Source organism: Shimia litoralis (assembly GCF_005518135.1).
Taxonomy (GTDB): Bacteria; Pseudomonadota; Alphaproteobacteria; order Rhodobacterales; family Rhodobacteraceae; genus Shimia_E; species Shimia_E litoralis.
In genome coordinates, this window is record NZ_SULI01000004.1 from 147,510 (window position 1) to 171,457 (window position 23,948).

Below are 23,948 nucleotides of genomic sequence, written 5' to 3' on the forward strand. Positions count from 1 at the left end.
CACTTTTGTGATTTAGTCCACCCAAGGGAATTTTCGACACCCTTGAATTCAAAAATGTCAAGATGATGTGAGTATATTGTTGAAAATTACCCTATTTTGTCCAAAATCGCGAGCTGAGCAGCGGCAAGCCGTGCGACTGGAACCCGGAAGGGCGAACAAGAAACATAATCGATGCCGATTTTTCGACAAAATGCGATTGATTCGGGGCTTCCGCCATGCTCTCCGCACACTGACAACGTCAAATCCGGCTGTGCCGCACGCCCGCGTTGCGCGCCTAACTTAAGCAACTCACCAACCCCATCGGCATCAAGCGTGTGAAACGGGTCTTCGGGAAAGACGCCTTGGCGGACATATGTGGACATAAAGCGTCCGGCATCGTCACGAGAAAGCCCATAGGTCATCTGGGTCAAATCGTTCGTACCAAAGCTGAAAAAGTGGCAATGCGGCGCGATATCTTCCGCACGCAGCGCTGCGCGCGGTGTTTCAACCATGACTCCCAACCGATAGTCAAAATCCGTACCCTGTTCTGTGCGGACTGCCGCCGCCACAGCATCAATGCGGGTCTTCACCAATTCGACCTCGCGCTTGGCACTCACAAGCGGGATCATGATTTCGGGAACGATCGGGTCCCCGTCGCGGCTGGCTGCGATCGTCGCCTCAAAGATCGCACGTGCCTGCATGTCATAGATTTCGGGCACAGTGATCCCCAGTCGAACGCCACGCATGCCAAGCATCGGATTGTATTCCCCCAATGCATCAGCGCGTCTTGTGACAACGGATAATGGAAGATTCAGAGCCTCGGCCAGATCGCGCAACCCCGCACGGTCTGTGGGCAAAAATTCATGCAACGGCGGATCAAACAAACGAATACACACAGGTTGCCCCTGCATAATTCGAAACAGCTTGGTAAAATCATCCCGTTGCATGGGGAGCAATTGTTCAATTGCGCTGCGGCGGTCATCGCTGGCATCCGCAAAAATCATTTCGCGCATTACCGTCAGGCGATCGGCCTCAAAAAACATATGCTCGGTGCGACACAGACCGATGCCATTGGCATTAAAGTTTCGGGCCGTTTGCGCATCCGCAGGGGTATCCGCATTGGCCCGCACATCAATGTCGCGTTCTTCGTCAGCCCAAGCCATCAGGGTTTGAAACGAGTCATCCAGAGTTGCCTCGAGCATGGCAGGTTCCCCAGCCAGTATCTGGCCCTCGGTGCCATCAATGGTAATGGTTTCCCCCTCGCGGAACACCCGCCCGTCGGGTGCGATCAAGGCACGCTTGCGCAGCTGAAACCGGAGCGACGATGCACCCACGACACAGGGCACTCCCAGCCCACGGCCGATCACGGCCGCATGGCTTGTAATTCCACCGCGCTCTGTCAGCAGAGCACTTGCATCATGCATCCCGCGAATATCTTCGGGGTTTGTTTCCCGACGCACCAGAACGCAGGCCTCACCGCGCGCCGCGCTCGCTTGTGCTTCGGCCGCAGAAAAGACAATCTTGCCAGTCGCGGCCCCTGGGCTCGCGGCAATTCCTGTTGCGATCACATCCCGTTGCGCCTCGGGGTCGACCTGACGATGCAAAAGTTCGCTCAGGGCGCGCGGCTCGACACGGATCAGGGCTTCTTGTTTTGGGATAATGCCATCTTTGGCCAAGCGCACCGCAATGCGCACAGCTGCCCGTGATGACCGCTGCACGCGCACCCCATCCAGAATATGGACGTTGCCACTTTCAATCGTGAACTCGATTTGCATTTCGGCGCGCAAGCGAATCCGCATCAACGCCGCATGCGCCTTTAGCTCTTCAAACGCTTCCGGCACCGTTTCTTGAAGCGACGGCCCGCGCGAGTCACGCTCTAGAAACAGCGCTGCCCCCGTTTCCAAAGCTTCTCGACCCTGCGACTGGCTTAGGTACCGTCCTGTAATTTGGGGCAAACCCGTTGTTGAATTCACAAGCTGCAAGACACCGGATCCGCATTCCCCATGCCCCAAACCCAGCACCATTTCCTGCACCACAAGTCCGAGTCCCGCATCGGCAGGCGCGCCTTTTGCCTGACGTAACAGGCGGGCCGACGTCCCTTCCCAAGCGCGCGCCATCGACCGCAAAACGCCAGCCAACTGATCTGCACGGCTTTGTGGAAACGGCTCTTCTGCCTCATCTTCATAAGCATCCAGAAGCTGACGGCAAATGTCTGCAGCCTGATAATCCATGTCATCAAATGTATCAGGATCAAGCCGCGCCACGTTGACCGAATAAGATTGAATAAATCGCGCATAAAGCCCATTTGCGGCGCGCGCGCCAATCTGGTCAGACAACGATGCGTGGCGTGCATCATTCATACCAATATTCAGGATCGCTCCGGGGCCACCCCAGTCAGGATCTTCGGAGGACGGGCGTACGCACACAATCGCATCCGATTCAAAAGGAGCCAGCAGCGCATCCATATCCGGCATCTCTCCGCCAGCAATGCGATGCACTTCTGCAAAAGATAACGCAACAGTTTTGGGAACCGGCAACTCCAGCCGCACAAGGCGTTGCAAGCACTTTGCACGCCCGCCATGACTGTTGGTCGCGACGGGGGCCGTCGCGGTTATGAATGTCATATTCGGATCATTTTGCTGCACTGCGGCACCCTTCTTTGAGGTGCAGCATAAACCCAAAGCCTTGCGAGGCAAGGAAAAGGTTTTCCGACCCGAGGTCACATGCCCCGGATCAGAGACAGGTTAGCCTTCCACCCGGGTCAGATCGGCCACGCCCAGACACGCCACGCGGATGCGCGACAACAGGTTCAAACGATTGCGGCGCACAACCTCGTTGTCGCTGTTGACCTGCACAGCCTCAAAGAACGCGTCGATGGGCGCACGCAGTGCGGCCATGCCGCCCATGGCGGCCGCAAAATCTTCGGCTTCGATGGCCGAAGAAATTGCACCCTCTTGTGCATCCAACGCAGCAAACAGCGCCTTTTCCGCGTCATCTTCTGCAAATTTCACATCCGCGCCAAAGCTGTATTCGACGCCATCTTTTTCTTCGGCTTGGGTCAGGATGTTGTTGGCCCGTTTAAAGCCTTGCAACAAATTGACACCGTCCTCTGTGCCCAGAAAACCGCCCAACGCCCGTGCACGTTTCACCAACAACGTCAGGTCATCATTGCCCGGCATCGCAATACACGCGTCGATCACATCATGGCGTACACCTTGCTCGCGCAAATAAACCTTCAAACGATCATGGAAGAACCCAAGCAAATCCTTTGACGTGTCCGGCAAACTGTCGCGCAAATCCGAAATGTATTTGGGCAAATCACCGTCGACGGCATCCTGCACGGTTCGCACCACAGAACCGAGAACACCATGCTGCGCAATCTGCGCGCTGACATCTGCAAGTAATGCCTGAGCCAAAAGCGCATCTTCACCCTGATGGGCTTCGTGGCGCAACAATTGCCAGTCAAAATAGGTATCCAGCCCTAGACGCAGATCATTCTCCAGCACCAAACGGATCACACCCAAGGCAGCGCGGCGCAGGGCAAAGGGGTCTTTCGATCCCGTAGGTTTTTCATCGATGGCCCAAAAACCCGTCAATGTGTCCAGCTTGTCCGCCAATGCCACTGCGACAGACACCGGCGCAGAGGGGACATCATCGGATGGGCCCAACGGCGAGTAATGCTCCTGTGCCGCATTGGCGACCTCGACCGGCAATCCAGCGGCCCCTGCATAATAACGCCCCATCAGGCCCTGCAGTTCGGGGAATTCATAGACCATTTCGGACGACAGATCCGCCTTGGCAAAGCGTGCGGCGGCCTCGGTCACATCGGCGTCGGCCTCCACGACCCCTGCCAACTCTCGCGACAACGCCGCAATCCGGCCAATACGGTCGCCTTGGCTTCCAAGCTTGTTATGGAATGTCACGTTGTTCAGGCTGTCGACCCAATCCTGCGCTCCAGCTTCTGCGACGCGAATATCATTTTCCCAAAAGAACTTGGCATCCGACAAACGAGCGAACAAAACTTTTTGGTTGCCTGCCAGAATAGTGGCTCCATGATCCGATGTTTCACGGTTGGCGACCGTGATGAATTTTTCGATACGATCCGTTTTGGGATTGCGCACCGAAAAGAATTTTTGATGTTCTTTCATCGAGGTCTGAAGCACCTCGGGCGGCAGTCCAAGGAAATCTTCGGCAATGTCGCCCATCAAAACGACGGGCCATTCGACCAAACCCGCAACCTCGGACAATAGACCTTTGTCTTGAACAACCTCTAAGCCCTGTGCAAACGCCACATTGGTTGCGTCATTCCAAATATGTTCTGCGCGCTCGTCACTTTCCAGAATCACATGATCGCGCTTGAGCTTGATTTGATAATCTTCAAACCCAGTGACGGCGAACCGACCACCGCCCATAAAACGGTGACCTTCGGTCGTGTCGCCCGCTTTGATGCCATCAACCGAAAATGGCACAATCTCGGTGCCAGCTTCATCAGACAGGATGCACAGAATTGAATGCAATGGGCGCACCCAACGCAAGCTGCCAGTGCCCCAGCGCATCGCCTTGGGCCAAGGGAAATTCCGAATGGTGTCTTCTAGAACTTCGGCAATGATGGCGGCCGCCGGGCGCCCCGGTTTTTCGATTGATGCAAAATAGACTGCCCCCTTGGGCGTCTCGCGCTCTTCCAGTTGATCCCGCGTCAGCCCTGCCCCGCGCAAAAATCCGTCGATGGCTTTGTCCGGTGCCCCTACCTTGGGGCCCTTGCGTTCTTCGCGAATTGTCGGGCTTTCACCCAGCAGCCCCTCAAGCGCTAACGTCAAACGACGCGGGGTCGAAAAGGCATGCGCATGTGCATACGTCAGACCGGCCTCGACCAGACCATCCGTCATGCGTTTTTTCAGATCCTCTGCCGCGCGCACTTGCATACGAGCAGGGATTTCTTCGGAAAACAGTTCAATCAAAAGATCTGGCATGAGAGGTCCTTAGAAGTTCACGATTGCCTGGATAACAATCGCGTTGGCGATATCGACAAAAAAGGCCGAAACCAAGGGCAAAACGACAAAAGCGATGGGCGACGGGCCGTATCTTTTGGTGACAGCCGTCATGTTTGCGATGGCCGTCGGCGTCGCGCCAAGTGCAAATCCCCCGAAACCAGCAGCCAGAACCGCAGCACGATACCCGCGCCCCAACATGGGAAACAGCACATACACGACAAACAGCACCGCAAAAAGAGTTTGCGCCGCCAGTGTGGCCACGATTGGCAAGCCAAGCCCGCTCAATGTCGTGAAATCAAGTGTCATCAAAGAAATGGCCAAGAACGCCCCCAAAGTGAAATCCGAGATCACGGCCAACGACGGAGTGCGTGAGATTTGTGACGCCTTGGGAAACAGCAAAGGCTGAAGATTCCCCAAAACGATCCCCACCAACAAACATGGCACAAACAGAGGCAGCTTGAGACCCGCGTCCGAAATCACATCGTGCAGGATATATCCAAAAATCACCGAGAAATTTAGCGCCAACATCACCTTCATCAGGCTGATGTGCGTGATGGGGCTTTGGTGCCCTTCTTTTTCAAAAGGCAGGCCAACCGAATGGGCTTCGTCAGGGCGGCTGGGACTCAAGCCGTCCCGTTCGATCAGAAACTTGGCCACAGGCCCCCCGATCAGCGCCGCTACAATCAAACCAATCGTCGCCACGGCGATGCCGAGTTCAGGTGCACCCGTCAAGCCAGAGACCTCTGCCACATCCGGCGCCCAAGCGATGGCGGTACCGTGCCCTCCGATGAGGGCCGCAGATCCAAACAGAACACCGGTTTGCATCGGAAAATCAAAGGCCATCGCGGCAGCGACGCCAATCACGTTCTGGCAGACAATGGTGATCAATGTCAGAACCAGCAGAATGACAAGAGGTTTTCCCCCTGCAACAAGATCAGACAAGCGCGCATTCAATCCAATCGACGCGAAAAACAACACAAGAAACATATCACGTGACGCCATCGAGAATTCGAGCTGAACGTTCATCACCATGCCGTACAGCCCAAAAAAGGCCGCTGCCAACAAACCGCCGGTCACCGGTTCGGGGATATTGAACTCGCGCAAAATTGCGATCCTGCGCGTCAGGCGTGCCCCCAACAAAAACACTGCAAACCCAAGCGTCGCTGTCAAAAAGTCGGGTATAAGAACCTGAGTCGGCACAGGGTTACTCCTGAGGCAGCGGCGGGCAGAAATCTGGTACAGGTTTTCCATCAAATACCTGTTCACCGCATTTGTTGATTTGATGCCAGACAAAGCCGCGACCATCTTCCATCACGGCCACCACACGATCAATCCCGTATTCGATATTTTTGGTGCCCAAGAAAGCCAAGGCAGACCCGTTTTCAAGCGCTGCACCAATTTCTTTGGAGTCAAAACAATCGAACCAGCCCGGTGCATTCAGCGGCTCGGCGCGATCATAGGCTTCGTAGGTTTCGGTCAGCATGGGCTGAGACATCGTCGTCGTAAAACACGCACGATAGCGGATAGGCGACGATGAGGCGTCGATCGCCTCAAAATCATTGTACAAAATTGGATCAGGTGCGCCTGTCACCATCAACGTCATTTCAACGTCATTGGTGCCACTGACTTTGACGGGTTCATAAAACGCGTACACCTGAAGATAATAAATCGCCACACCGGCAATAAGAGCAGACAAGACAATGACCCCCGCAAGGATTTTACCAACCATGAGACTTCTCCTTAGAGCGTTGGATCAAATCCAATTCAAATTTACCTTGCGCATCGGATAAGCTTTGGCGATCCGAGCTTTGAGCGCCTTGAAGCGCGGACGCAGCGCTTTGAACTTACGCTCGTGGGTTTCCACAACGGTACAACGGATCGGATCAAACAGATTTTCGGTTTCCATTTCTTCCAAAATCTCTAGCTCGGCGCCTTCGATATCCATCTTGAGAAACGCGATTTCACCGTGTTGGTCGATCATGTCCTGCAAATAGGAAATAAAGTTGATCTGCTCGACATCAATGGTCGTGTCTTCATTGATCGAACGGCCACCGGAAACCACCGTACTTTTGACAGACCCGAAATTCGGATTATCGTCAAAATTGTCGGCTCTCATGAGTTGAACCGTGCCTTTTTTCACGCCCACTGCCGCATTATGCAGCGTGACATTTGGCGTATCGGCAAATTTCTTGGTGAGCTTACCAAACGCATATGGATCAGGCTCAAAACAATGCACTGTGGCACCTGTCGCAGCCAACGGCTCCGTCACAACACCCACATTTGCCCCGCAATCGATCACAAAGTCACCGGGGCGCAGCATGGCGGTAATGCCGGTCAGCATGCCGTAAGCTTCGCTCACGCGCATATTGCGGTCATGGCGACGCTTGAATTTCTCGAGCTGTTCTTCTGCGGTCAACTTACTCATGCTGCATATCCACCCGCCGACGTCAGCACAAACGCATCCGCGCATTGCTTGGCCAGCGCCCGTACGCGCCCGATATACGCCTGACGTTCCGTGACAGAAATCACCCCGCGCGCATCCAACAGGTTGAACAGATGAGACGCCTTGATGCATTGATCATAGGCCGGATGCACCATGATGATGCGCTTGCCCGTCTTTGGGTCGATGTGATCTTGGGCCAGTATCTTGCCGCATTCGGCCTCGGCCTCTTCGAATTGTTTGAGCAACACATCGGTGTTGGCAACGTCAAAGTTCCAGCGCGAATATTCTTGCTCGGTCTGTTTGAAAACATCCCCATACGTCAATGCAATAGGTGTCTGTGGATCATTGTAGGGCATGTCCATCACGTGATCGACGCCCAGCACATACATCGCCAGACGCTCCAAGCCATAGGTCAGCTCGCCCGAAACTGGATGGCAATCATGGCCGCCGACCTGTTGGAAATAGGTAAACTGGCTGACTTCCATGCCGTCGCACCAGACCTCCCAGCCCAAGCCCCATGCGCCCAAAGTTGGCGATTCCCAATCGTCTTCGACGAAACGGATGTCATGCAGATCCATATCGATGCCAATGGCCTCGAGCGATCCCAGATACAATTCCTGCAAGTTTGGCGGGCTGGGTTTGATCAGCACCTGATATTGATAATAATGCTGCAACCGGTTGGGGTTCTCGCCATAGCGACCATCAGTCGGGCGGCGCGATGGCTGAACATAGGCCGCGGCCCACGAGTTTGTGCCAAGGCTTCGCAAAGTGGTCGCCGGATGGAACGTGCCTGCACCGACTTCCATGTCATACGGCTGAAGCACTGCACAGCCCTTCTCGGCCCAGTAATTCTGGAGTCGCAAGATGATTTCTTGAAAACTGCGTGGTTTGCTGTCGGTACTTGCCATGGTCCTGCCCCTTGGAAAACGCGTTTTTTACCTATGCGCAACACAGCACGGGGTCAATTGCACCAAAGCGCAAAATAAGGGTGCATGTGCCGACGGATTTGTTAAAGATGGCCAATAATGCCAATTCCAGACCTTTTGAGGCCTATTCTGCTATGCTCCGCGTACTTCTTTCAATTTGTTTCTCTTTCTTCGTGGCTGTGCAAGCCGCGTTCTCGCAAACTTCAGACACCGACATTGCGTGGGTGCAGGTCGAGGCGCAGCCAAGCCTGACAATTGCGACACAGCGTGCTCAGCTCTATGCACAAGACCTTCAGGATGTGAATGGTTTTGATCTGGGCAGCGGATGGTACGCCATTGCGCTTGGGCCATACCGGCGCGTCGACGCCGAAGAAGTGCTGAACGTGTATCGCAACGAAGGTCTGATTCCACGGGATGCTTTTGTCGCGCAAACATCGGCATTTCGCCGCCAGTTCTGGCCCGTCGGTGCAAATGTTCTGGGCACAACCGAAACCGCGACACCGCAAGACACGGCGTCAGCCTCGGTCGTTCCTGCCCCTGAACCAGAGATCAAACAGGTTGACGAGACGCCACGCCAAGCCCGCGCCAGCGAAGCAGCCCTAACCAAAGCAGAACGCAAAGAGCTGCAAAGCTGGTTAAAATGGGCTGGGTATTACACCTCGGCAATTGACGGTGCATTCGGCCGTGGAACGCGGGCGTCAATGTCACGTTGGCAAGCCGATAATGGATGGGACGCCACGGGCGTGATGACAACGCTTCAACGCGAAGAATTGCGCGATCAGTATTTCGCGGTTCTCAAGGGCATGGATTTGCGCACTGTCACCAATGCCGACGCCGGCATTGAAATGCAAATCCCGATGGGTGTGGTCCGCGAAACAGCAACCGAGTTTCCATTTGTCCGATTTGAAGCATCCGGTGACAATCCTGCCAAAGTCTTGATGATTTCTCAGGGCGGGGACCAAAGCACGCTCTTTGGATTATACGACATCATGCAGACGCTGGAAATCGTCCCGCTTGAAGGCGAACGGTCACGCAAGAAAGACAGCTTTGTGCTTACCGGGCGCAATGGCAAGATCATTTCCCATACCGAGGTCTCCTTGAAAAACGGCGAGATCAAAGGGTTTACACTTGTATGGCCGATCGGCGACGAAGAACGCCGCACACGCATCCTTGGTGAAATGCAGGCAACGTTCTCGCGCGTTGACGGCGTTCTTGATCCTGCGGCCGGCAGCAATGACGCCCAAAGCATTGATCTGCTTGCAGGTCTGAACCTGCGCAAACCCAAGATGTCGCGTTCCGGATTTTTTGTGGATAACAACGGCGTCGTTGTGACAACCGCGCAAGCCGTACAGAGCTGCACCAAGGTCACACTGGACAATGACTATGAAGCGACGGTGGTCGGGATCGATGATCGGCTTGGCGTCGCTGTGCTGCGTCCGGTTGACGGTCTCTCACCGATGGCAGTCGCAACCTTGCGTGATGGCGATGCTCGCCTGCAATCCGATGTGGCTGTATCAGGATATTCTTACGAGGGTATCCTCGGGGCACCAACGTTGACCTTTGGGACGCTTGCAGACGTAAAAGGCCTTGCAGGAGACACCGCATTCAAACGCTTGGCCCTAACTGCGTTGCCAGGCGATGTGGGAGGACCAGTATTTGATAGCGAAGGCACCGTATTGGGTTTGTTGTTGCCCAAAACCCAAGCCAACGGTCAGCAGCTTCCATCGGACGTCAGCTTTGCGGTGGGCGCAGACACATTGCGCACCCTGCTGGATCAGTCCGGTGTAAGTGCGACCTCGGGAACTGGGAACGGCACGCTGGCGGCTGAGAATATCACACGGCTTGCGGCCGACATGACAGTCTTGGTAAGTTGCTGGAACTAAAACCTTAGTTTGACAAATACAGCAAAGGCCGGGGCATCGAGCCCCGGCCTTTGCTATTGGTGCCAGCCGTCACAGTCCGCACTAGGCGGTTAAGGCAGGCGTCATACGGATCAGAGTTGGTCGATCTGCCTGAAGTGCATCAAGGACCGCCTGCTGTAACTCTGCAAGTGTCTCGGGTTCGCATGCCAACGCCCCATACGCCTCTGCAAGCTTGCAAAAATCAGGATTCATCGCAACGACCGCATTTGGTGCGATCTGGCTGTTGACCATGCTGTCTTCGATTTCTTTCAGCTTCCCGTTATCCCACAGCAATATTGGCAGGGAGAGACCCAGCTCCACCGCTGTGCCGAGTTCCTGAATGGTATACTGAAACCCATAGTCCCCTGCGATACAAACGGTAGGAGCCTTGCCACGCGCAACCGCTCCTCCAATGGCCGCAGGAAGGCCATACCCAAGTGTGCCAAACCCGTAAGGGTGATGCCAATGGCCTGGGTGTGGCAAATCCCAGACCTCCGTTGCGGCATAGGCAAACTGGGTCATGTCGCTATAGATCATGGTATCAGCAGGCATCACCGCCCGCAGCGCATCCACGATGGGCACGATTCCCGGACGCTCCGCGTCAACTTCGGCTTTCCAATGCGCCCGTGTCTGTGCCACGGTTTCCGGTCGCCAAGCGCTTGTGGATTTGGCAGCGAGCAGTGGCACAAGAGAGTCGATTGCGTTTTGTGCATCCGCATGGACGCCCAACGTTGTTTGAACGCAATTGGACAGAACAGACGGGTCGATATCAATCCGGATCATCGTACCAGTGTGACCAAGGTCGGTCCGCCATAGATCGACCTCGCTCAACTCTGTTCCCACCGCCAAAACCACATCAGCTTGCGCAATGACCTCGGCCGAACTTGGCCGCGCAAGGTAGGTCCCGAAATGTAATGGGTCCTCGGAGGAAATGACGCCTCGCCCTGCATAGGTCGCAAACGAGGCCGCTTTGAGGGTCCGCGTCAGCTGGCGCAAGCCATCCATGGCTTGGATGGCCCCACCCCCAACGACGACCATCGGCTGTGTGGCAGCGTTCAGGATATCCGCCACCTGCGACATATCCAACTGCGCACGGGTGCGTTGCACCGGATGTGCGGGCACGCGCTTGGGCGCTGGTGCCACCCCGCCCAAGACGTCAATTCCAACCTGAATGTGTTTCGGCCTTGGGCGCATGGTCGCAAACTCGGTCAATGCGCGGTCAACCAGTTCATACGCCGCTTCTGGCGATCGGGCTTCCTGACTCCAGTCGCACACGGTATCTGCCGCGCCACTCTGATCCAACATCTGGTGCAACTGCCCCTTGCGGGCTGCGGTTTCATCCAGACAGGATGACAAGGTCAACACCGATACAGAATCGGAATACGCCTGACCCAGAGCTGTCATGATATTGCAAAGACCCGGTCCCGTAATAACATAGGCCACGCCCACGCGGCCCGTGGCCCGCGCATACCCATCGGCCATAAAGCCGGCCCCCTGTTCATGCCGCGCCAAGACATGCGTAATGCCCGCTTCTTCAATGCCACGATACATTTCAACGTTATGCACGCCGGGTATTCCGAAAATCGTATCTACACCCCGCGCTTTCAGCATATGCGAGATTTGTGCACCCAAAGGTCTATGTGTCATTTATGCTCTCCAGAACCGCGTTGTCAGAATGGCGTAAACCGCCAATAGCTCGAGGCGCCCGATCAACATCCCCGCGATCAACAGCCACTTGGCCGTGTCATTCAAAGGCGCAAAGTTACCAGCCGGACCGATGATATCTCCAAGACCCGGACCAATATTCGCAACTGCGGTCGCTGCTCCAGAAACCGCCGTGGTGAAATCCAGACCTGTCATACTCAGCAGAACAGCCAAAACCCCCAAAGTCACCGTAAAGAAGACAAAGAACGACATGACCGAACTCAACACATCATCGCTGACACGCCGTCCATCGTACCGAGGTGTGAAAATGCCCCGAGGCTGCTGAATTTGGCGAATTTGCGCTTTGATGGCAGACACAAGAAGCTGGTACCGAAAAATCTTAACTGAACACGCTGTCGACCCAGCGCAGCCCCCGATCAGGCCAATGAAAAAGAACACAGACACGATAAAGCTGCCCCAAGTCATGTAATCGACACTGGCATATCCGGTCCCCGAAATGATCGAGGTGATATTGAACAGGGCTTCGCGGAAAGATTTTTCCCAGTGATGCGGAAAGATCGCGGTCAACACGATTGTGAACACAATGACCAAGATCAGAATGGTCATCAGGAAGGCGCGCACTTGCGTGTCTTGCAACAACGGCATCGAGTGTCCATTCAACATCTGCACATATCGCACAAACGGAAGCGCGGCCAAGATCATGAACAACGATGCCGCATACTCCATAGGGCCACCAAAGGTTCCAAACGATGCATCATAGTTCGAAAACCCACCTGTCGACACTGTTGTGAGCGCATGCACGATAGCATCAAACGGCTGCATCCCCAGCACTAGATATGTCGAGGCACATGCCACCGTGAGTGCCACATACACAACCGAAATTTGGCCAGAAATCTGGGTGGCCCTTGGCAGGATTTTCCCCATGGTATCAAATGCTTCGGAGCGAAAAATCTGCATTCCGCCGACACGCAACTCTGGCAGAAACACCATGGCCACCACGATAATCCCGATCCCGCCAAGCCATTGCAGCAACCCCCGCCACAGCAAAAGCCCGCGTGGCAATTCATCCAGCCCGGACAACACCGTTGATCCCGTGGTCGTCAGACCCGACATGGCCTCAAAAAAGGCGTCCACAAACCGGGCCTCTGTCGCGCCGACCACAAACGGCAGCGCCCCAAAAATCGGCAACGCGAGCCAAACACCGGTCGTCAGCAAAAAGGTTTGTTGAATGGTCAGCCCTTTGCCCTTGCCAGTTTGGCAGGACAACGCGACGAGCCCGCCGACCAAGACTGTCAGAATGGCGCTTTCCAGAAAGGCAGACCAGTTTTCACGACCCTCCACCAAATCCAGCCCCATAGGCAAGATCATGGTCAGTCCCAACATCGCAACCAAAAGGCCGATGACATATCCAACAGGGCGAAGATCTAACATGCGCAAAGCGTTGGCGTCTGATTGTGCCAGTGTCAAGCCATGTTGCGGCCTGAAGCCCCCAGATCACCGAGAGGTAAATCGCCATTTTCCAGAATGAAATTCAAGTCCGTTTCAAAAGCCTGTCAAGGCGCCCGTCGGGATGAGAAAATTCCAAGCCGTCACAGAACAGCATTCGTTTTTGCATCCCGCACATCAACCTTAGCCGATGTGAAACAGAGTGTTGAACAGCTTGGGGTCAAGGCTTGACGCGGCAAAGAATGGGCCATCTGTCAGGATCGACACGGCATCATGGCTGTGCAGGCTTTCTTGGTGGCTCGCAATCACACGGAAATCGCCAACGCGTGGGTTGGCCTTGAGTTGCTCGCAAAACAGGCGTGCCGCGTCTTCTACAAAGATTGGGTTGGCGGCATTCAGCTCTGCAAAGGCCTGCTCATCCTCGCGCTTAACCATCACCTGCGTCTCGGTCGGAACCGCCTTGCGTGCCATATCTATGAGGTCTTCAAACCACAAAAGTTCATCTTGGCGCACCTGTACCGAAATACGCGCAACAGATCGTTGAGAGTGCGGTGTCGCCAGCTGGCCTCGGGACTGTCGGGCGTGCTCGCTTAGCTCCAGGGAACACGGGCACGTCGAAGAATACACATAATCCAAGTGCATCACTTTGTGCAGTTCGCCGTTCACCTGCACTTTTTCCAGCGCGATGTCATAATACTGATATCCGGCCAAACCGGACCGCAGCGACGGGATGCGCATGGGATAGGAAAATCGCATCTGAATGCGCGCATCAAGGCTTTCCAAATCCGTCACGTAATCCGCAAGGGCGGCCTCCATGACCTCAAAACTAAAGGTTTTTTCCGCATGTTTATAAAACGAGCGCATGATCCGGGACATGTTGATGCCCTTTTTCTCTGCATCCAAACTCACAGTCCCGGTGACGCTGGTTTCAAGCGTCATGTCCGCGCCATCCCGCGCATGAAAGCGAATGGGCAGGCGGAAATTGGAAATACCCACATGCTGAATCTGCTGTTTTTCCCCCCGGATCAGACTGGCCGGGCCGTTCTGAAGATCAGGCAGCGACGCGCGATATGCCTCATCCGCCACAAAATCATCAGGATAGGTACGCGTGAGGGCCGGATAGTTGCCCAGTGGTTGATCAGGAAGCAACCGCGCCACCGCCGGTTCCAGAGCAGCAATTTCCTCTGGAGTGGCTTGCACGGCCCAAGCCCGTAATTTGGCCAGTGCTTCGATAGCATCGTCCTTACTGGGTTGGGTTTGCGGCTTGTTCGTTTGGATATTCATAAAGAGCAGCCTTTTGTTCCTATCGCCAAATTAACTTAATACTTCAGAACCGGATTGCAAACTTCGACCTTTCGTCGGCTCTTTACGCCCTTTTGCCCGAAACCAACACCGTTGCACCCCCAACAACCGCCAAAACGTGCCATCCGAGCGACATCACGGCCGTAAATCGTGTGCGTGGGGTCGGCACAATTTTCTGTACCGACCTCGCACGTACGATGACATGGCGTCACGTCCCTGCCCGCCTACACGGCATCAAGCGACGCGGTAATATCAGCAATCAGATCATCGGAATCTTCAAGGCCGACGGAAAAGCGGATCAATCCCGGTGTGATCCCGAGTTCTGCTTTCTGGGCATCGGGCAGCCGTTGATGTGTTGTGGTTGCCGGATGTGTCGCGATCGATTTTGCATCCCCCAGATTGTTGGAAATGACGGCGATGTTCAGACCGTTCAGGAATCGAAATGCAGCGTCCTGCCCCCCCGCCAAGTCAAGCGACAACACGGTACCACCTTTGCCGCCCAATTGCCGTTGTACCAGATCATTTTGGGCATGCGCCTTTAACCCTGGATAAATCGTGCGGGACAGCTTGGAATGCCCATCAAGAGCCTGAGCAACCTTAAGCGCGGTTTCAGCTTGGGCGCGCACACGCAGATCGATGGTTTCAAGTCCCTTCAACATCACCCAAGCGTTAAATGGTGAGAGGCTGCCTCCGGTATGTTTCATATACGGCTCGACAGTGCCACGAATGAACTCTTTGGTGCCCAAAATCACGCCCCCCAAGGCGCGCCCCTGACCATCAATGTGTTTGGTCGCGGAATAAATCACAACGTCAGCACCTTGAGCGATGGCATTTGAAAAGACCGGCGTTGAAAACACATTGTCCACGACCACTGTCGCGCCAACTTTGTGGGCGATCTCGGCCACCGCCGCAATGTCGATCACCTCAAGCGTGGGATTGGACATCGACTCAAAAAAGACAGCCCGCGTGTCAGCACGGACAGCATCTTGCCAGGCCTGTAAATCAGTGCCGTCCACCAAGGTGACCTCGACCCCAAAGCGCGCAAGAATGTCCTCGAGAATATACAAACACGACCCGAACAACGCCCGAGCAGCCACAACATGATCGCCGGCCTTCAACATGGACGTCAGCGCGCCATTGACCGCCGCCATTCCAGAGGCCGTCGCAAATGCATCTTCGGCACCCTCAAGCAGGGCAATACGCTCCTCGAACATGGCCACAGTCGGATTGCCATAACGCGCATAAATGAATTCATCATCGCCCGCCTTAAGAAACCTCTCTTGGGCTTGCTCTGCGGTGTCATAGACAAAGCCCTGCGTCAGAAAAATGGCTTCGCTTACTTCATTGTATTGGCTGCGTCTTGTGCCGCCATGCACCAACTTTGTGCGCGTATTCCAGTCGCTCATCGCGTCCTCCTTGGGTCATCAACCCATAAAAAAACCCCCGATCGGCCAAGCCAAAAGGGGGGTCCTTCGTCCTGACCTTTTAGCGGAAATATTTAACGTGGCCCGCAATCCGGTAACAAATCGCCACATCCCCCCTGTACTTGGCGCATGCGCCACGGTCAACACCGTCACGCAGCTGTAACCCCAACTTCATCAAGAATACGCAAACATTCAGGATACCGCACACTAGATGTAGTGGGAGAACCGCGATGTCCATCATCAGGATCAATGCAGATGGTCCCAACCCCGTTTTACATGGCACATCCCGTGCCCTCTCTCCCGTATTGCACAGAGCCTTGGACCACACAGGCCCGATTACAGTGATGATCCACGGCTATAGTTTTGCCCCCTACGATCCTCGCCACTGCCCCCATGCGCACATTTTTTCACTTGATCCGCCCACGTCAGCGAGCACAGCAACAAGTTGGCCGCTCGGGCTTGGGTATGGCAGCGGTGACCCTGACGAGGGCATTGCCATTGCGTTTGGATGGATGTCGCGCGGAACCGTTTGGCAAGCGCTGCAAACATCCCAGACGGCCACGCGCGCGCTGGCCACGCTGATTGGAATATTGCGCACCCTTGCGCCCGACAGGCCTGTACATCTTGTGGGACATTCGATGGGCACTCATCTTGCGCTGAGTGCCCTGCCCCTGCTGCGCCAAGGTGATCTGGGGCGGATTCTTTTGCTCAACGGGGCGACCTATCAACAATACGCCAAGCGCATGCTTCAGACCCCCGCAGGCCGTGCAAGCGACGTCATTAATGTGATCAGCGCCGAAAATAGATTATACGACAAGCTGTTCGAATGGGCGATCCCGGCCCTATCGCGGGACGACAAATCCATCGGCCAAGGGATAGACGCACACAACGCAGTCAATCTGCGTATCGATATGCCGTCCGTCTTGGACAGCTTGGCGCAGGAGGGATTCCAAATTCACCCGTCACGGCGCTGGCCATGCCATTGGTCGACCTACCTTAGGGACGGTACATTTCCGTTTTATCGGGCTCTGATCCGAACACCTGAGCGGCTACCTTTACAATACCTTCAGGCCCTATCGGCCCCATCTGCACCCAGAACGCCGCCCAAGCAGCCAATGAACTGGCGCGGCATGCGTTTGTCCACTAGGCTAGGAGTCACAACACCCCACCCCGAGAACCACTAAGGATTGTGGCATGATTGATCTGTATTTTTGGCCAACTCCGAACGGATGGAAAGTATCGATTGCGCTCGAAGAAATGGGCCTGAAGTATGAACCCCATCTGGTCAACATCAGCGCCGGCGACCAGTTCAAGCCCGCATTCCTTGCCATTTCTCCGAACAACCGCATGCCTGCAATTGTCGATCACCAAGGGCCTGAAAACGCGGCCATATCCATCTTTGAAAGCGGCGCAATTTTGCAATATCTTGCCCAGAAAACCGATCAATTCGGGGGGCGCACTGCACGCGAGAAAATAGCGGTTACGCAATGGCTGATGTGGCAAATGGGGGGCGTCGGCCCGATGGCAGGCCAAGCCCACCACTTTTTGAAATACGCGCCTGCCATGGATCCCCCAAATGATCTGCCTTATGCAAAAGATCGATACCGCAACGAAGTCGCCCGTCTGTACGGCGTGCTCGACAGACAGCTTGCACATCACGAATATGTCGCCGGTGATTTCATCTCTATTGCGGATATTGCGATTTGGCCTTGGGCGTCCTTGTGGGAAGGTCAACAACAAACACTGGACGACAAGCCGCATCTAGCGCGCTGGCTTGATCTGATGGCAGCACGCCCCGGTGTGCAACGTGGGCGCGCACTACATGCAGAGCTGCGCGGGGATATCAGCACGGATAAAAAGGCCCATGGCGTCCTGTTCAAACGCTAGGCGCTTGGGCATTACTTGCGGCGGGCGGCCGCCTTGCGATCCGGTTTTTGCAAATCCATGATGTTCCACCACAAGAATGCGACGATCACGATCGTAAAGCCAAAGGTTTCGATTTTGACCCATGCATCGGTGGACATCGTGCGCCAGACAATTTCGTTGCCAATTGCCAACACCGCGAAAAACCACGTCAATCGTTTGGTCAATTGCATCCATCCGGCAGGCGCCAGTGGAATAGCCTCGGACAGCACAAGCGCCAAATAGCTACGGCCGCGCAACAGACCGACCCCAAGAATGGCCGAGAACACCGCGTACACCAGCGTTGTTTTCATTTTGAAAAACCGCTCGTCATTGAACCACGCCGTCAACCCGCCAAAGAACACCACCATAACAGCCGTGAAGATTTGTATTTTGCTAAGTTCGCGCGTCATGCCCCAAAGCACAGCCATCGCCGCCATCAGAATGGGAATAAACACCACAGTCGACACAACGAACCCTGTGTACTGCTCGCCGCGAAATTCGAACATGTCATCGCGAATGTTCAGATAAATCGCAAAAAATGCCAACGTAGGCCCCAGTTCGAGAACCTGTTTGAGCACGGGATTGATGTCATGATCTTGAGCCAAGGGAAAGTCTCCTGAAACAGCCTGCTAAAGGTCTTCCGCTTCGGCGGGATGATCTTCGGGAATGGCATAGGTCTGAAAAACTTTGCCTTGGGTCATAAAGAACACGAATATTGCAGCGCTCAAACCAAATGTCTTGAAATACACCCAAGTATCCGTGGTTTGCGTCCGCCAGATCAGTTCATTTAGGACGGCCAGAATAAAAAAGAACGCCGTCAGACGGCGGGTCAACACAAGCCACCCTTCGTCCTGCAGGGGCAGCATTTCTTCCATCACGTATTTAAGGTACGATTGCCCTCGCAAAAGCCCGACACCCAAGGCCCCTGCAAACAGCAGATAAATCATGGTCGGCTTCATCTTGAAAAAACGATCATCATTCAGCCACACCGACAGCCCGCCAAAGATAACCACCAACACCAAGGTGGCGACCTGCATCTTGGAAAGGTGACCGGTGAGTTTATACAAGATCGCGCTGGACAGGATCATCAGCGGGATAAACCCCGCAGTCACCAAAATGAAACCTTCGTATTCGGTACCACCAATCACAAACAGCTTTTCGCGCAGTTTGAGATACGCCACGAAGAATACAACGATCGGCCCCATTTCAAGCACAAGTTTGAGCGTCGGGTTGATCTTTTTGCGATCCATGGCCTGTTTTCCTTTTTTCTCAAACTCTATCTGGCGCAATCAGCCGCCCAGTTCAACTATGACTGCGCCCGCCGCAATCAAGGTCATCAATGCAATCCGGCGTGGTCCGACGGTTTCACGCAACACCAGCCAGCCAATGATTGCGGCAAACACAGGGGATGTTTCGCGCAAGACGGCGGCCTCGCCCACCTTGCCCAAACGGGTCGCCAACATCACCGACCCAAAGCTGCCGAATGCCACCAGTGCCCCGGCCATCCCACGCCACATCAACGGTTTGATTTCAGGATGATGTGTCATGCTGCGCCACCGCAGGGCGGCAATGATGGGGAAATCGACAGAGGTGATCAGAAAAAACCACGCCAAAAATGTAAACGGATTGGGCGTCGCGCGAATACCATAGGCATCATAAGTCGTATAAAGCGCCACAATGGCCCCTGTTCCAACAGCCAGCCACAATGCCGGAATAAGAGTATCGCGCCCTGTCTTCACATGGATCAGGTTATAGACCGCAAGCCCAAAAATCCCCGCGACCAGCACCGCAACGCCCAACCACTGTGTGCCGGAAAAGCTCTCGTCAAAGATGATCCAAGCCCCAAGAACCGTAAACAATGGCCCCGTGCCACGCACCACCGGATAAACCACCGTAAAGGCGCCACGCGAATAGGCCAGCGCCATCCCGAGCTTATAGACAAAATGGATACTCAACGCCCCCAACAGGAGCCACCACACGTTGCCCTGTGGCCATGGCACAAGAAACAAGGCAATCGGGAAAGAAAAAATCAACAACCACAGATCGATCACACCACGTGACAGCCACGGATCGACCCGCCCCTTTTGCAATGCCCCGAAGACGGCGTGAAGAAATGCCGCCGTCAGCGCCAGCATCAGCGCGACCTGTTCACCCGCCTCGGTCCCTTCTAAAGAGACAATCCAGTCACTCATCATGATGGTGTAGCGGACTTAGCCGGCGCCCCACAGGATCAGGCCTTGTCCAGCCCGATCAGGGCCGCCGCAAACTCTTCTGGGTCAAAGGGGGCAAGATCATCAATTTGTTCGCCGACACCGATGGCGTGGATCGGCAGGCCGAATTTGTCAGCAAGCGCAACCAGCACCCCCCCTTTGGCCGTGCCGTCCAGCTTGGTCATGACCAACCCGGACACATCGGCCAGTTTCTGGAACGTATCCACCTGATTGACCGCGTTTTGTCCCGTGGTGGCATCCAGCACCAGCAACGTATTATGCGGCGCGGTTTCGTCCTTTTTGCGGATTACCCGCACAATTTTGGCAAGCTCTTCCATCAAATCCGCCCGGTTCTGCAAGCGACCCGCCGTGTCGATCATCAACAGGTCCGCTCCGTCTGCCTCGGCACGGGTCATGGCATCAAACGCAAGGCTCGCAGGGTCGGACCCCTCGGGCGCGGTCAATACGGGTACGCCTGCGCGATCTCCCCAGACCTGAAGTTGTTCCACAGCTGCGGCGCGAAACGTATCACCCGCAGCAATAACAACCGATTTGCCCGCGGCCTTGAATTGACTGGCCAGCTTGCCGATTGTGGTGGTTTTCCCTGATCCATTCACACCGACAACAAGCACAACTTGGGGCTTGTTGGGGTAAATTGGCAGAGGTTTGGCCACTGGTTCCATGATCCGCGAGACTTCTTTGGCCAGAAGCGATTTGATTTCCTGTGTTGAAACCCGCTTGCCAAAACGCCCTTCGGCAATGTTGGCGGACACGCGCAATGCAGTATCGACACCCATATCCGACGCAATCAACAGCTCTTCGAGCTGCTCGAGCATGTCATCATCAAGCACACGCTTTACAACGGGTTGTCCCGCACCGCGTCCGGTTAGTCGTGCCAAAAGGCCCGGCTTTTCGCTCTCGGCATGGGGGGGAGTCACTGGGGCCGCCGGCTGCGCAGCAATGGGTTCGGGCATGGCAGCGGCGGCATCACTTGGCGCGGCGCCTTCACCAGCATCCGTGGGCAACACATCTTGCACAAGATCAGGCTCGGACGTCTGCACAGGGTCGATTTCAACCGCAGCGTCGACACTTTGGTCACCGCCATCCTCGACAATGGCATCCAACCCTTCTTCCAACTTTGAAGAAGATTTGAACAGTTTATCCTTAAGTTTGGAAAAAAACGCCATATTAGCCTCCGGCAGAACCTTCCTACCCACCTAATGCGAGTTTACCAGATTTGGAAGAGCGGCGTTGACCATCCAGCGCCTGCAAGGATGGCAAATTGTCCCCCCGCGTATAATAGCCACAATACGACCGAGGTCGGCACCTGCCAGACTGAATGGTCGGACATGCGAAACAACTGAATAGACAACAGCGTGTCGGACATCAAAAACGCAAACGCGCCAAACATCGCCAGCGGCATACCGTTAAGCCCTAGCGCCGTAAGTCCCATGACCGTAATCAAGACCACATAAACGCGCACTGGCCAACGCATCTCGTCCGTGAACGGGCCAAGCCACACCTCGGTAGACAGCGCAAAAATAACCAGCGCAGCCGCCGCCACTGGCAATGCCAACGCCCCATCAAGCCCGCCGGACAGCCCCCAAAAATGCACAATGTAAAACACATGTGCGATAGCAAAGCTGATCAAGCCGACCAAAAAAGGTTTGTCGCTCGATCGCGACAACGCAATGTCACCAATCGCAGAACTCACCAGTGCTAGAATGATCAGAGGATGCCCAAAGGTCACCCCAACCGCCGCAGCGAATGATAGCAAAGGCACCGCTTTGACAAGTGTTTTGACCATCGACGGCCCACGGTAACAAAACCCCACCACATAGACCAAAGCAAACGACACCCCGACCAATAGAAAGCCGAGTCTAAACGACTGCCGTAGCGCAATTTCTTCAAGTATGGACATAGGGCCTCCGAGATGAGCGTGTCTTGTGATCCTGCCTCAATTCGGGCTGCTTGTCTTGGGTGCCGTGACGAAAACGCCCCGCCAAAACTGGCAGGGCGTTTACATGTCTTCAAATATTTGAACGCGATCAGATTTCGTTGGCGAAATGCTTCATTGTCAACCGGATGGGGTTTGGTGCCGCCTGCCCCAAGCCACAGATGGACGTATCCACCATCGCCTGCGACAGCTCTTCCAAAAGCCCTGTGTCCCATGTGTCAGATTGCATCAACTTCACAGCTTTTTCACAGCCAACACGACACGGCGTACATTGGCCACAGCTTTCGTCTTCAAAGAACCGCAACATATTTAGCGCGGCGTCACGTGCGCTGTCTTGGTCACCCAAAACCACAACCGCCGCAGACCCGATAAACGTGCCATGTGGTTGCAGCGTATCGAAATCCAACGGGATATCGTGCATGCTTGCTGGCAAGAGCCCAGAAGACGGCCCCCCCGGCTGATAGGCCTTAAAGCTGTGTCCCTCGGCCATCCCACCACACGCCGCGATCACATCGGTAATGGTCGATCCAGCAGGCAGCAAATGCACGCCCGGATTTTTGACACGCCCAGACACAGAGTACGACCGAAGGCCTTTGCGTCCGTTCAGTTCAACAGAGTTCAGGCATTCGGGTCCTTCGCGGCAAATCTTGGCCACCCACAACAGGGTTTCCACGTTGTGCACCAAGGTCGGACGGCCAAAGATGCCGACTTGCGCCACAAACGGCGGGCGATGGCGCGGTTCTCCACGCTTGCCCTCAATGGACTCGATCATCGCGCTTTCTTCGCCGCAAATATAGGCTCCTGCCCCGCGCCGCAGATCAATATACCCTTGCTCAACAATTCCAGCATCTTCCAAGGCTGCAATTTCGCGACGCAAGATCGCCAAAACTGCCGGATACTCGTCTCGCATATAGATAAACGCTTTTTCGGCTTCGACAGCCCAAGCCGCCACCAGCATGCCCTCAAGGAACAGGTGCGGCGTGCGTTCAAGATAATAGCGGTCTTTAAAGGTCCCTGGCTCGCCTTCGTCACCGTTTACGGCCAAATATCGGGTGCCTTCGTTCATGCGAACAAAGCCCCATTTTTTGCCAGACGGGAAACCCGCCCCGCCCAAACCGCGCAGACCGGCCTCAAGAACCTTGTCTTGAACAGCTTCCCAGTCGCCATTGGCACGCAGATCTTTCAGGGTCTCGTATCCACCTTGGGCCACATAGTCGGCAAAGGTTTCATAGTCGGGGATATGCGCGTGCGTATCATCCGCAGAGATTGCCGCCAGCACCTTTTCCGGTGTCGCATGGTCGATGTGGTTGTGCCCAATCTCTAGAACGGGCGCCGTATCACACCGCCCCATGCAAGGTGCGCGCAAGACCCGCACCTGAGCCGGATCAAGGCCGTCTTCGAGTGCGGCCTGCAATTGCTCGGCGCCCGCCAGTTCGCAAGACAACGAATCGCATACTCGGATTGTCAGAGCGGGCGGGGGTGTTTCACCATCTTTGACCACGTCGAAATGCGCATAAAAGCTGGCGACTTCGAAAATTTCAGCCTGCCCAAGACGCAGTTCTTCAGCAAGGGCGCGAATATGCGCCGTCGACAGATGACCAAAGGTATCCTGAATAAGATGCAGATACTCGATCAACATATCGCGTTTGCGAGGACCGTGCTCAAGCAACTCAACCACTTCGGCGTGCGCGACATCGTCTAACTGGCGGCCTTTGGGCGTTTTGCGCCCTTTGCCTTTGCCCGATTTCCAGATGCCCTTTTTGGCTTCATCCAGTGCCATTGCGGCCTCCCGTGATCTG

The 23,948-nt window shown here is 55.1% G+C and carries 19 protein-coding genes and 1 riboswitch; of the genes, 3 read left to right on the top strand and 16 right to left on the bottom strand.

The genetic code is table 11. The features are described 5' to 3' along the window. Positions 1–86: 86 nt before the first annotated feature. From FAP39_RS05670 to FAP39_RS05695, 6 genes are all read right to left on the bottom strand, one after another. Positions 87–2,603 (bottom strand): putative PEP-binding protein, encoded by a 2,517-nt coding sequence (locus tag FAP39_RS05670; protein ID WP_138015419.1) that lies wholly within the window; start codon positions 2,601–2,603, stop codon positions 87–89. A gap of 120 nt (positions 2,604–2,723) precedes the next feature. Further along, on the bottom strand, positions 2,724–4,949 hold the full coding sequence (glyS, locus tag FAP39_RS05675) for a glycine--tRNA ligase subunit beta (RefSeq protein ID WP_138015420.1): 2,226 nt from the start codon (positions 4,947–4,949) through the stop codon (positions 2,724–2,726). A 9-nt stretch (positions 4,950–4,958) separates the two neighbouring features. Further along, positions 4,959–6,170 (bottom strand): sodium/glutamate symporter, encoded by a 1,212-nt coding sequence (gene gltS, locus FAP39_RS05680; RefSeq protein WP_138015421.1) that lies wholly within the window; start codon positions 6,168–6,170, stop codon positions 4,959–4,961. Between the two features lie 4 nt (positions 6,171–6,174). Next, positions 6,175–6,699 (bottom strand): DUF6446 family protein, encoded by a 525-nt coding sequence (locus tag FAP39_RS05685; protein ID WP_138015422.1) that lies wholly within the window; start codon positions 6,697–6,699, stop codon positions 6,175–6,177. 24 nt (positions 6,700–6,723) lie between these two features. Next, positions 6,724–7,395, bottom strand: coding sequence for an FkbM family methyltransferase (locus FAP39_RS05690; RefSeq protein ID WP_246058955.1), 672 nt, complete (start codon positions 7,393–7,395; stop codon positions 6,724–6,726). Beyond that, entirely contained in the window at positions 7,392–8,321 is a 930-nt protein-coding gene (locus FAP39_RS05695; RefSeq protein WP_138015424.1) for a glycine--tRNA ligase subunit alpha, read from the bottom strand. The genes FAP39_RS05690 and FAP39_RS05695 overlap by 4 nt, the downstream gene beginning before the upstream one ends. Positions 8,322–8,473: 152 nt before the next feature. Between FAP39_RS05695 and FAP39_RS05700 the strand changes: the two genes are divergently transcribed. After that, positions 8,474–10,222 carry a serine protease gene (locus FAP39_RS05700; protein ID WP_138015425.1) on the top strand — a complete coding sequence of 583 codons (1,749 nt, stop codon included), beginning with the start codon at positions 8,474–8,476 and terminating at the stop codon, positions 10,220–10,222. 81 nt (positions 10,223–10,303) lie between these two features. Here the strand turns inward: FAP39_RS05700 and FAP39_RS05705 are convergent, their stop codons facing one another. The 4 genes from FAP39_RS05705 to metZ all read right to left on the bottom strand — a co-directional run bounded on the left by FAP39_RS05705 (position 10,304) and on the right by metZ (position 16,059). Beyond that, positions 10,304–11,887 (bottom strand): 5-guanidino-2-oxopentanoate decarboxylase, encoded by a 1,584-nt coding sequence (locus tag FAP39_RS05705; protein ID WP_138015426.1) that lies wholly within the window; start codon positions 11,885–11,887, stop codon positions 10,304–10,306. Further along, on the bottom strand, positions 11,888–13,336 hold the full coding sequence (locus FAP39_RS05710; RefSeq protein WP_138015427.1) for a TrkH family potassium uptake protein: 1,449 nt from the start codon (positions 13,334–13,336) through the stop codon (positions 11,888–11,890). A gap of 198 nt (positions 13,337–13,534) precedes the next feature. After that, on the bottom strand, positions 13,535–14,635 hold the full coding sequence (gene folE2 / locus FAP39_RS05715) for a GTP cyclohydrolase FolE2 (RefSeq protein WP_138015428.1): 1,101 nt from the start codon (positions 14,633–14,635) through the stop codon (positions 13,535–13,537). 242 nt (positions 14,636–14,877) lie between these two features. Then, a complete protein-coding gene (metZ, locus tag FAP39_RS05720) occupies positions 14,878–16,059 on the bottom strand; it encodes an O-succinylhomoserine sulfhydrylase (protein ID WP_138015429.1) in 1,182 nt (393 codons plus the stop codon). 59 nt (positions 16,060–16,118) lie between these two features. Beyond that, positions 16,119–16,196, bottom strand: a riboswitch (SAM riboswitch). A gap of 111 nt (positions 16,197–16,307) precedes the next feature. On the opposite strand from metZ, the gene FAP39_RS05725 reads away from it, so the two are divergent. Beyond that, positions 16,308–17,261 (top strand): alpha/beta hydrolase, encoded by a 954-nt coding sequence (locus tag FAP39_RS05725; protein WP_138015430.1) that lies wholly within the window; start codon positions 16,308–16,310, stop codon positions 17,259–17,261. A gap of 10 nt (positions 17,262–17,271) precedes the next feature. Beyond that, complete coding sequence (locus FAP39_RS05730; protein WP_138015431.1) at positions 17,272–17,964, top strand: glutathione S-transferase N-terminal domain-containing protein; 693 nt, start codon at positions 17,272–17,274, stop codon at positions 17,962–17,964. A gap of 11 nt (positions 17,965–17,975) precedes the next feature. On the opposite strand, the gene FAP39_RS05735 is transcribed toward FAP39_RS05730, so the two are convergent. The 6 genes from FAP39_RS05735 to FAP39_RS05760 form a co-directional block, all read right to left on the bottom strand. Continuing rightward, positions 17,976–18,587 (bottom strand): inner membrane-spanning protein YciB, encoded by a 612-nt coding sequence (locus FAP39_RS05735; RefSeq protein WP_138015432.1) that lies wholly within the window; start codon positions 18,585–18,587, stop codon positions 17,976–17,978. Positions 18,588–18,611: 24 nt separating this feature from the next. Continuing rightward, entirely contained in the window at positions 18,612–19,232 is a 621-nt protein-coding gene (locus tag FAP39_RS05740; RefSeq protein WP_138015433.1) for an inner membrane-spanning protein YciB, read from the bottom strand. Between the two features lie 39 nt (positions 19,233–19,271). Beyond that, complete coding sequence (locus tag FAP39_RS05745) at positions 19,272–20,174, bottom strand: EamA family transporter (protein ID WP_138015434.1); 903 nt, start codon at positions 20,172–20,174, stop codon at positions 19,272–19,274. Between the two features lie 38 nt (positions 20,175–20,212). Continuing rightward, the gene (ftsY, locus tag FAP39_RS05750) at positions 20,213–21,379 is read right to left on the bottom strand and encodes a signal recognition particle-docking protein FtsY (protein WP_138015435.1); all 1,167 of its coding nucleotides are present in this window, start codon (positions 21,377–21,379) and stop codon (positions 20,213–20,215) included. 41 nt (positions 21,380–21,420) lie between these two features. After that, positions 21,421–22,113: a lysoplasmalogenase gene (locus FAP39_RS05755; RefSeq protein ID WP_138015436.1), complete on the bottom strand. Its 693-nt coding sequence runs from the start codon at positions 22,111–22,113 to the stop codon at positions 21,421–21,423. A 127-nt stretch (positions 22,114–22,240) separates the two neighbouring features. Beyond that, a complete protein-coding gene (locus tag FAP39_RS05760) occupies positions 22,241–23,929 on the bottom strand; it encodes an NAD(P)H-dependent oxidoreductase subunit E (protein WP_138015437.1) in 1,689 nt (562 codons plus the stop codon). Between the last annotated feature and the right edge of the window lie 19 nt (positions 23,930–23,948).

Bases quoted from the DNA above. Each gene is read 5' to 3' on its own strand.
- FAP39_RS05745 (WP_138015434.1), bottom strand. From the start codon at position 20,174: ATGAGTGACTGGATTGTCTCTTTAGAAGGGACCGAGGCGGGTGAACAG.
- FAP39_RS05710 (WP_138015427.1), bottom strand. From the start codon at position 13,336: ATGTTAGATCTTCGCCCTGTTGGATATGTCATCGGCCTTTTGGTTGCG.
- metZ (WP_138015429.1), bottom strand. From the start codon at position 16,059: ATGAGCGACTGGAATACGCGCACAAAGTTGGTGCATGGCGGCACAAGA.
- FAP39_RS05695 (WP_138015424.1), bottom strand. From the start codon at position 8,321: ATGGCAAGTACCGACAGCAAACCACGCAGTTTTCAAGAAATCATCTTG.
- FAP39_RS05740 (WP_138015433.1), bottom strand. From the start codon at position 19,232: ATGGATCGCAAAAAGATCAACCCGACGCTCAAACTTGTGCTTGAAATG.
- ftsY (WP_138015435.1), bottom strand. From the start codon at position 21,379: ATGGCGTTTTTTTCCAAACTTAAGGATAAACTGTTCAAATCTTCTTCA.
- FAP39_RS05670 (WP_138015419.1), bottom strand. From the start codon at position 2,603: ATGACATTCATAACCGCGACGGCCCCCGTCGCGACCAACAGTCATGGC.
- FAP39_RS05755 (WP_138015436.1), bottom strand. From the start codon at position 22,113: ATGTCCATACTTGAAGAAATTGCGCTACGGCAGTCGTTTAGACTCGGC.
- FAP39_RS05690 (WP_246058955.1), bottom strand. From the start codon at position 7,395: ATGAGTAAGTTGACCGCAGAAGAACAGCTCGAGAAATTCAAGCGTCGC.
- glyS (WP_138015420.1), bottom strand. From the start codon at position 4,949: ATGCCAGATCTTTTGATTGAACTGTTTTCCGAAGAAATCCCTGCTCGT.
- folE2 (WP_138015428.1), bottom strand. From the start codon at position 14,635: ATGAATATCCAAACGAACAAGCCGCAAACCCAACCCAGTAAGGACGAT.
- FAP39_RS05760 (WP_138015437.1), bottom strand. From the start codon at position 23,929: ATGGCACTGGATGAAGCCAAAAAGGGCATCTGGAAATCGGGCAAAGGC.
- FAP39_RS05705 (WP_138015426.1), bottom strand. From the start codon at position 11,887: ATGACACATAGACCTTTGGGTGCACAAATCTCGCATATGCTGAAAGCG.
- FAP39_RS05730 (WP_138015431.1), top strand. From the start codon at position 17,272: ATGATTGATCTGTATTTTTGGCCAACTCCGAACGGATGGAAAGTATCG.
- FAP39_RS05700 (WP_138015425.1), top strand. From the start codon at position 8,474: ATGCTCCGCGTACTTCTTTCAATTTGTTTCTCTTTCTTCGTGGCTGTG.
- FAP39_RS05725 (WP_138015430.1), top strand. From the start codon at position 16,308: ATGTCCATCATCAGGATCAATGCAGATGGTCCCAACCCCGTTTTACAT.
- FAP39_RS05685 (WP_138015422.1), bottom strand. From the start codon at position 6,699: ATGGTTGGTAAAATCCTTGCGGGGGTCATTGTCTTGTCTGCTCTTATT.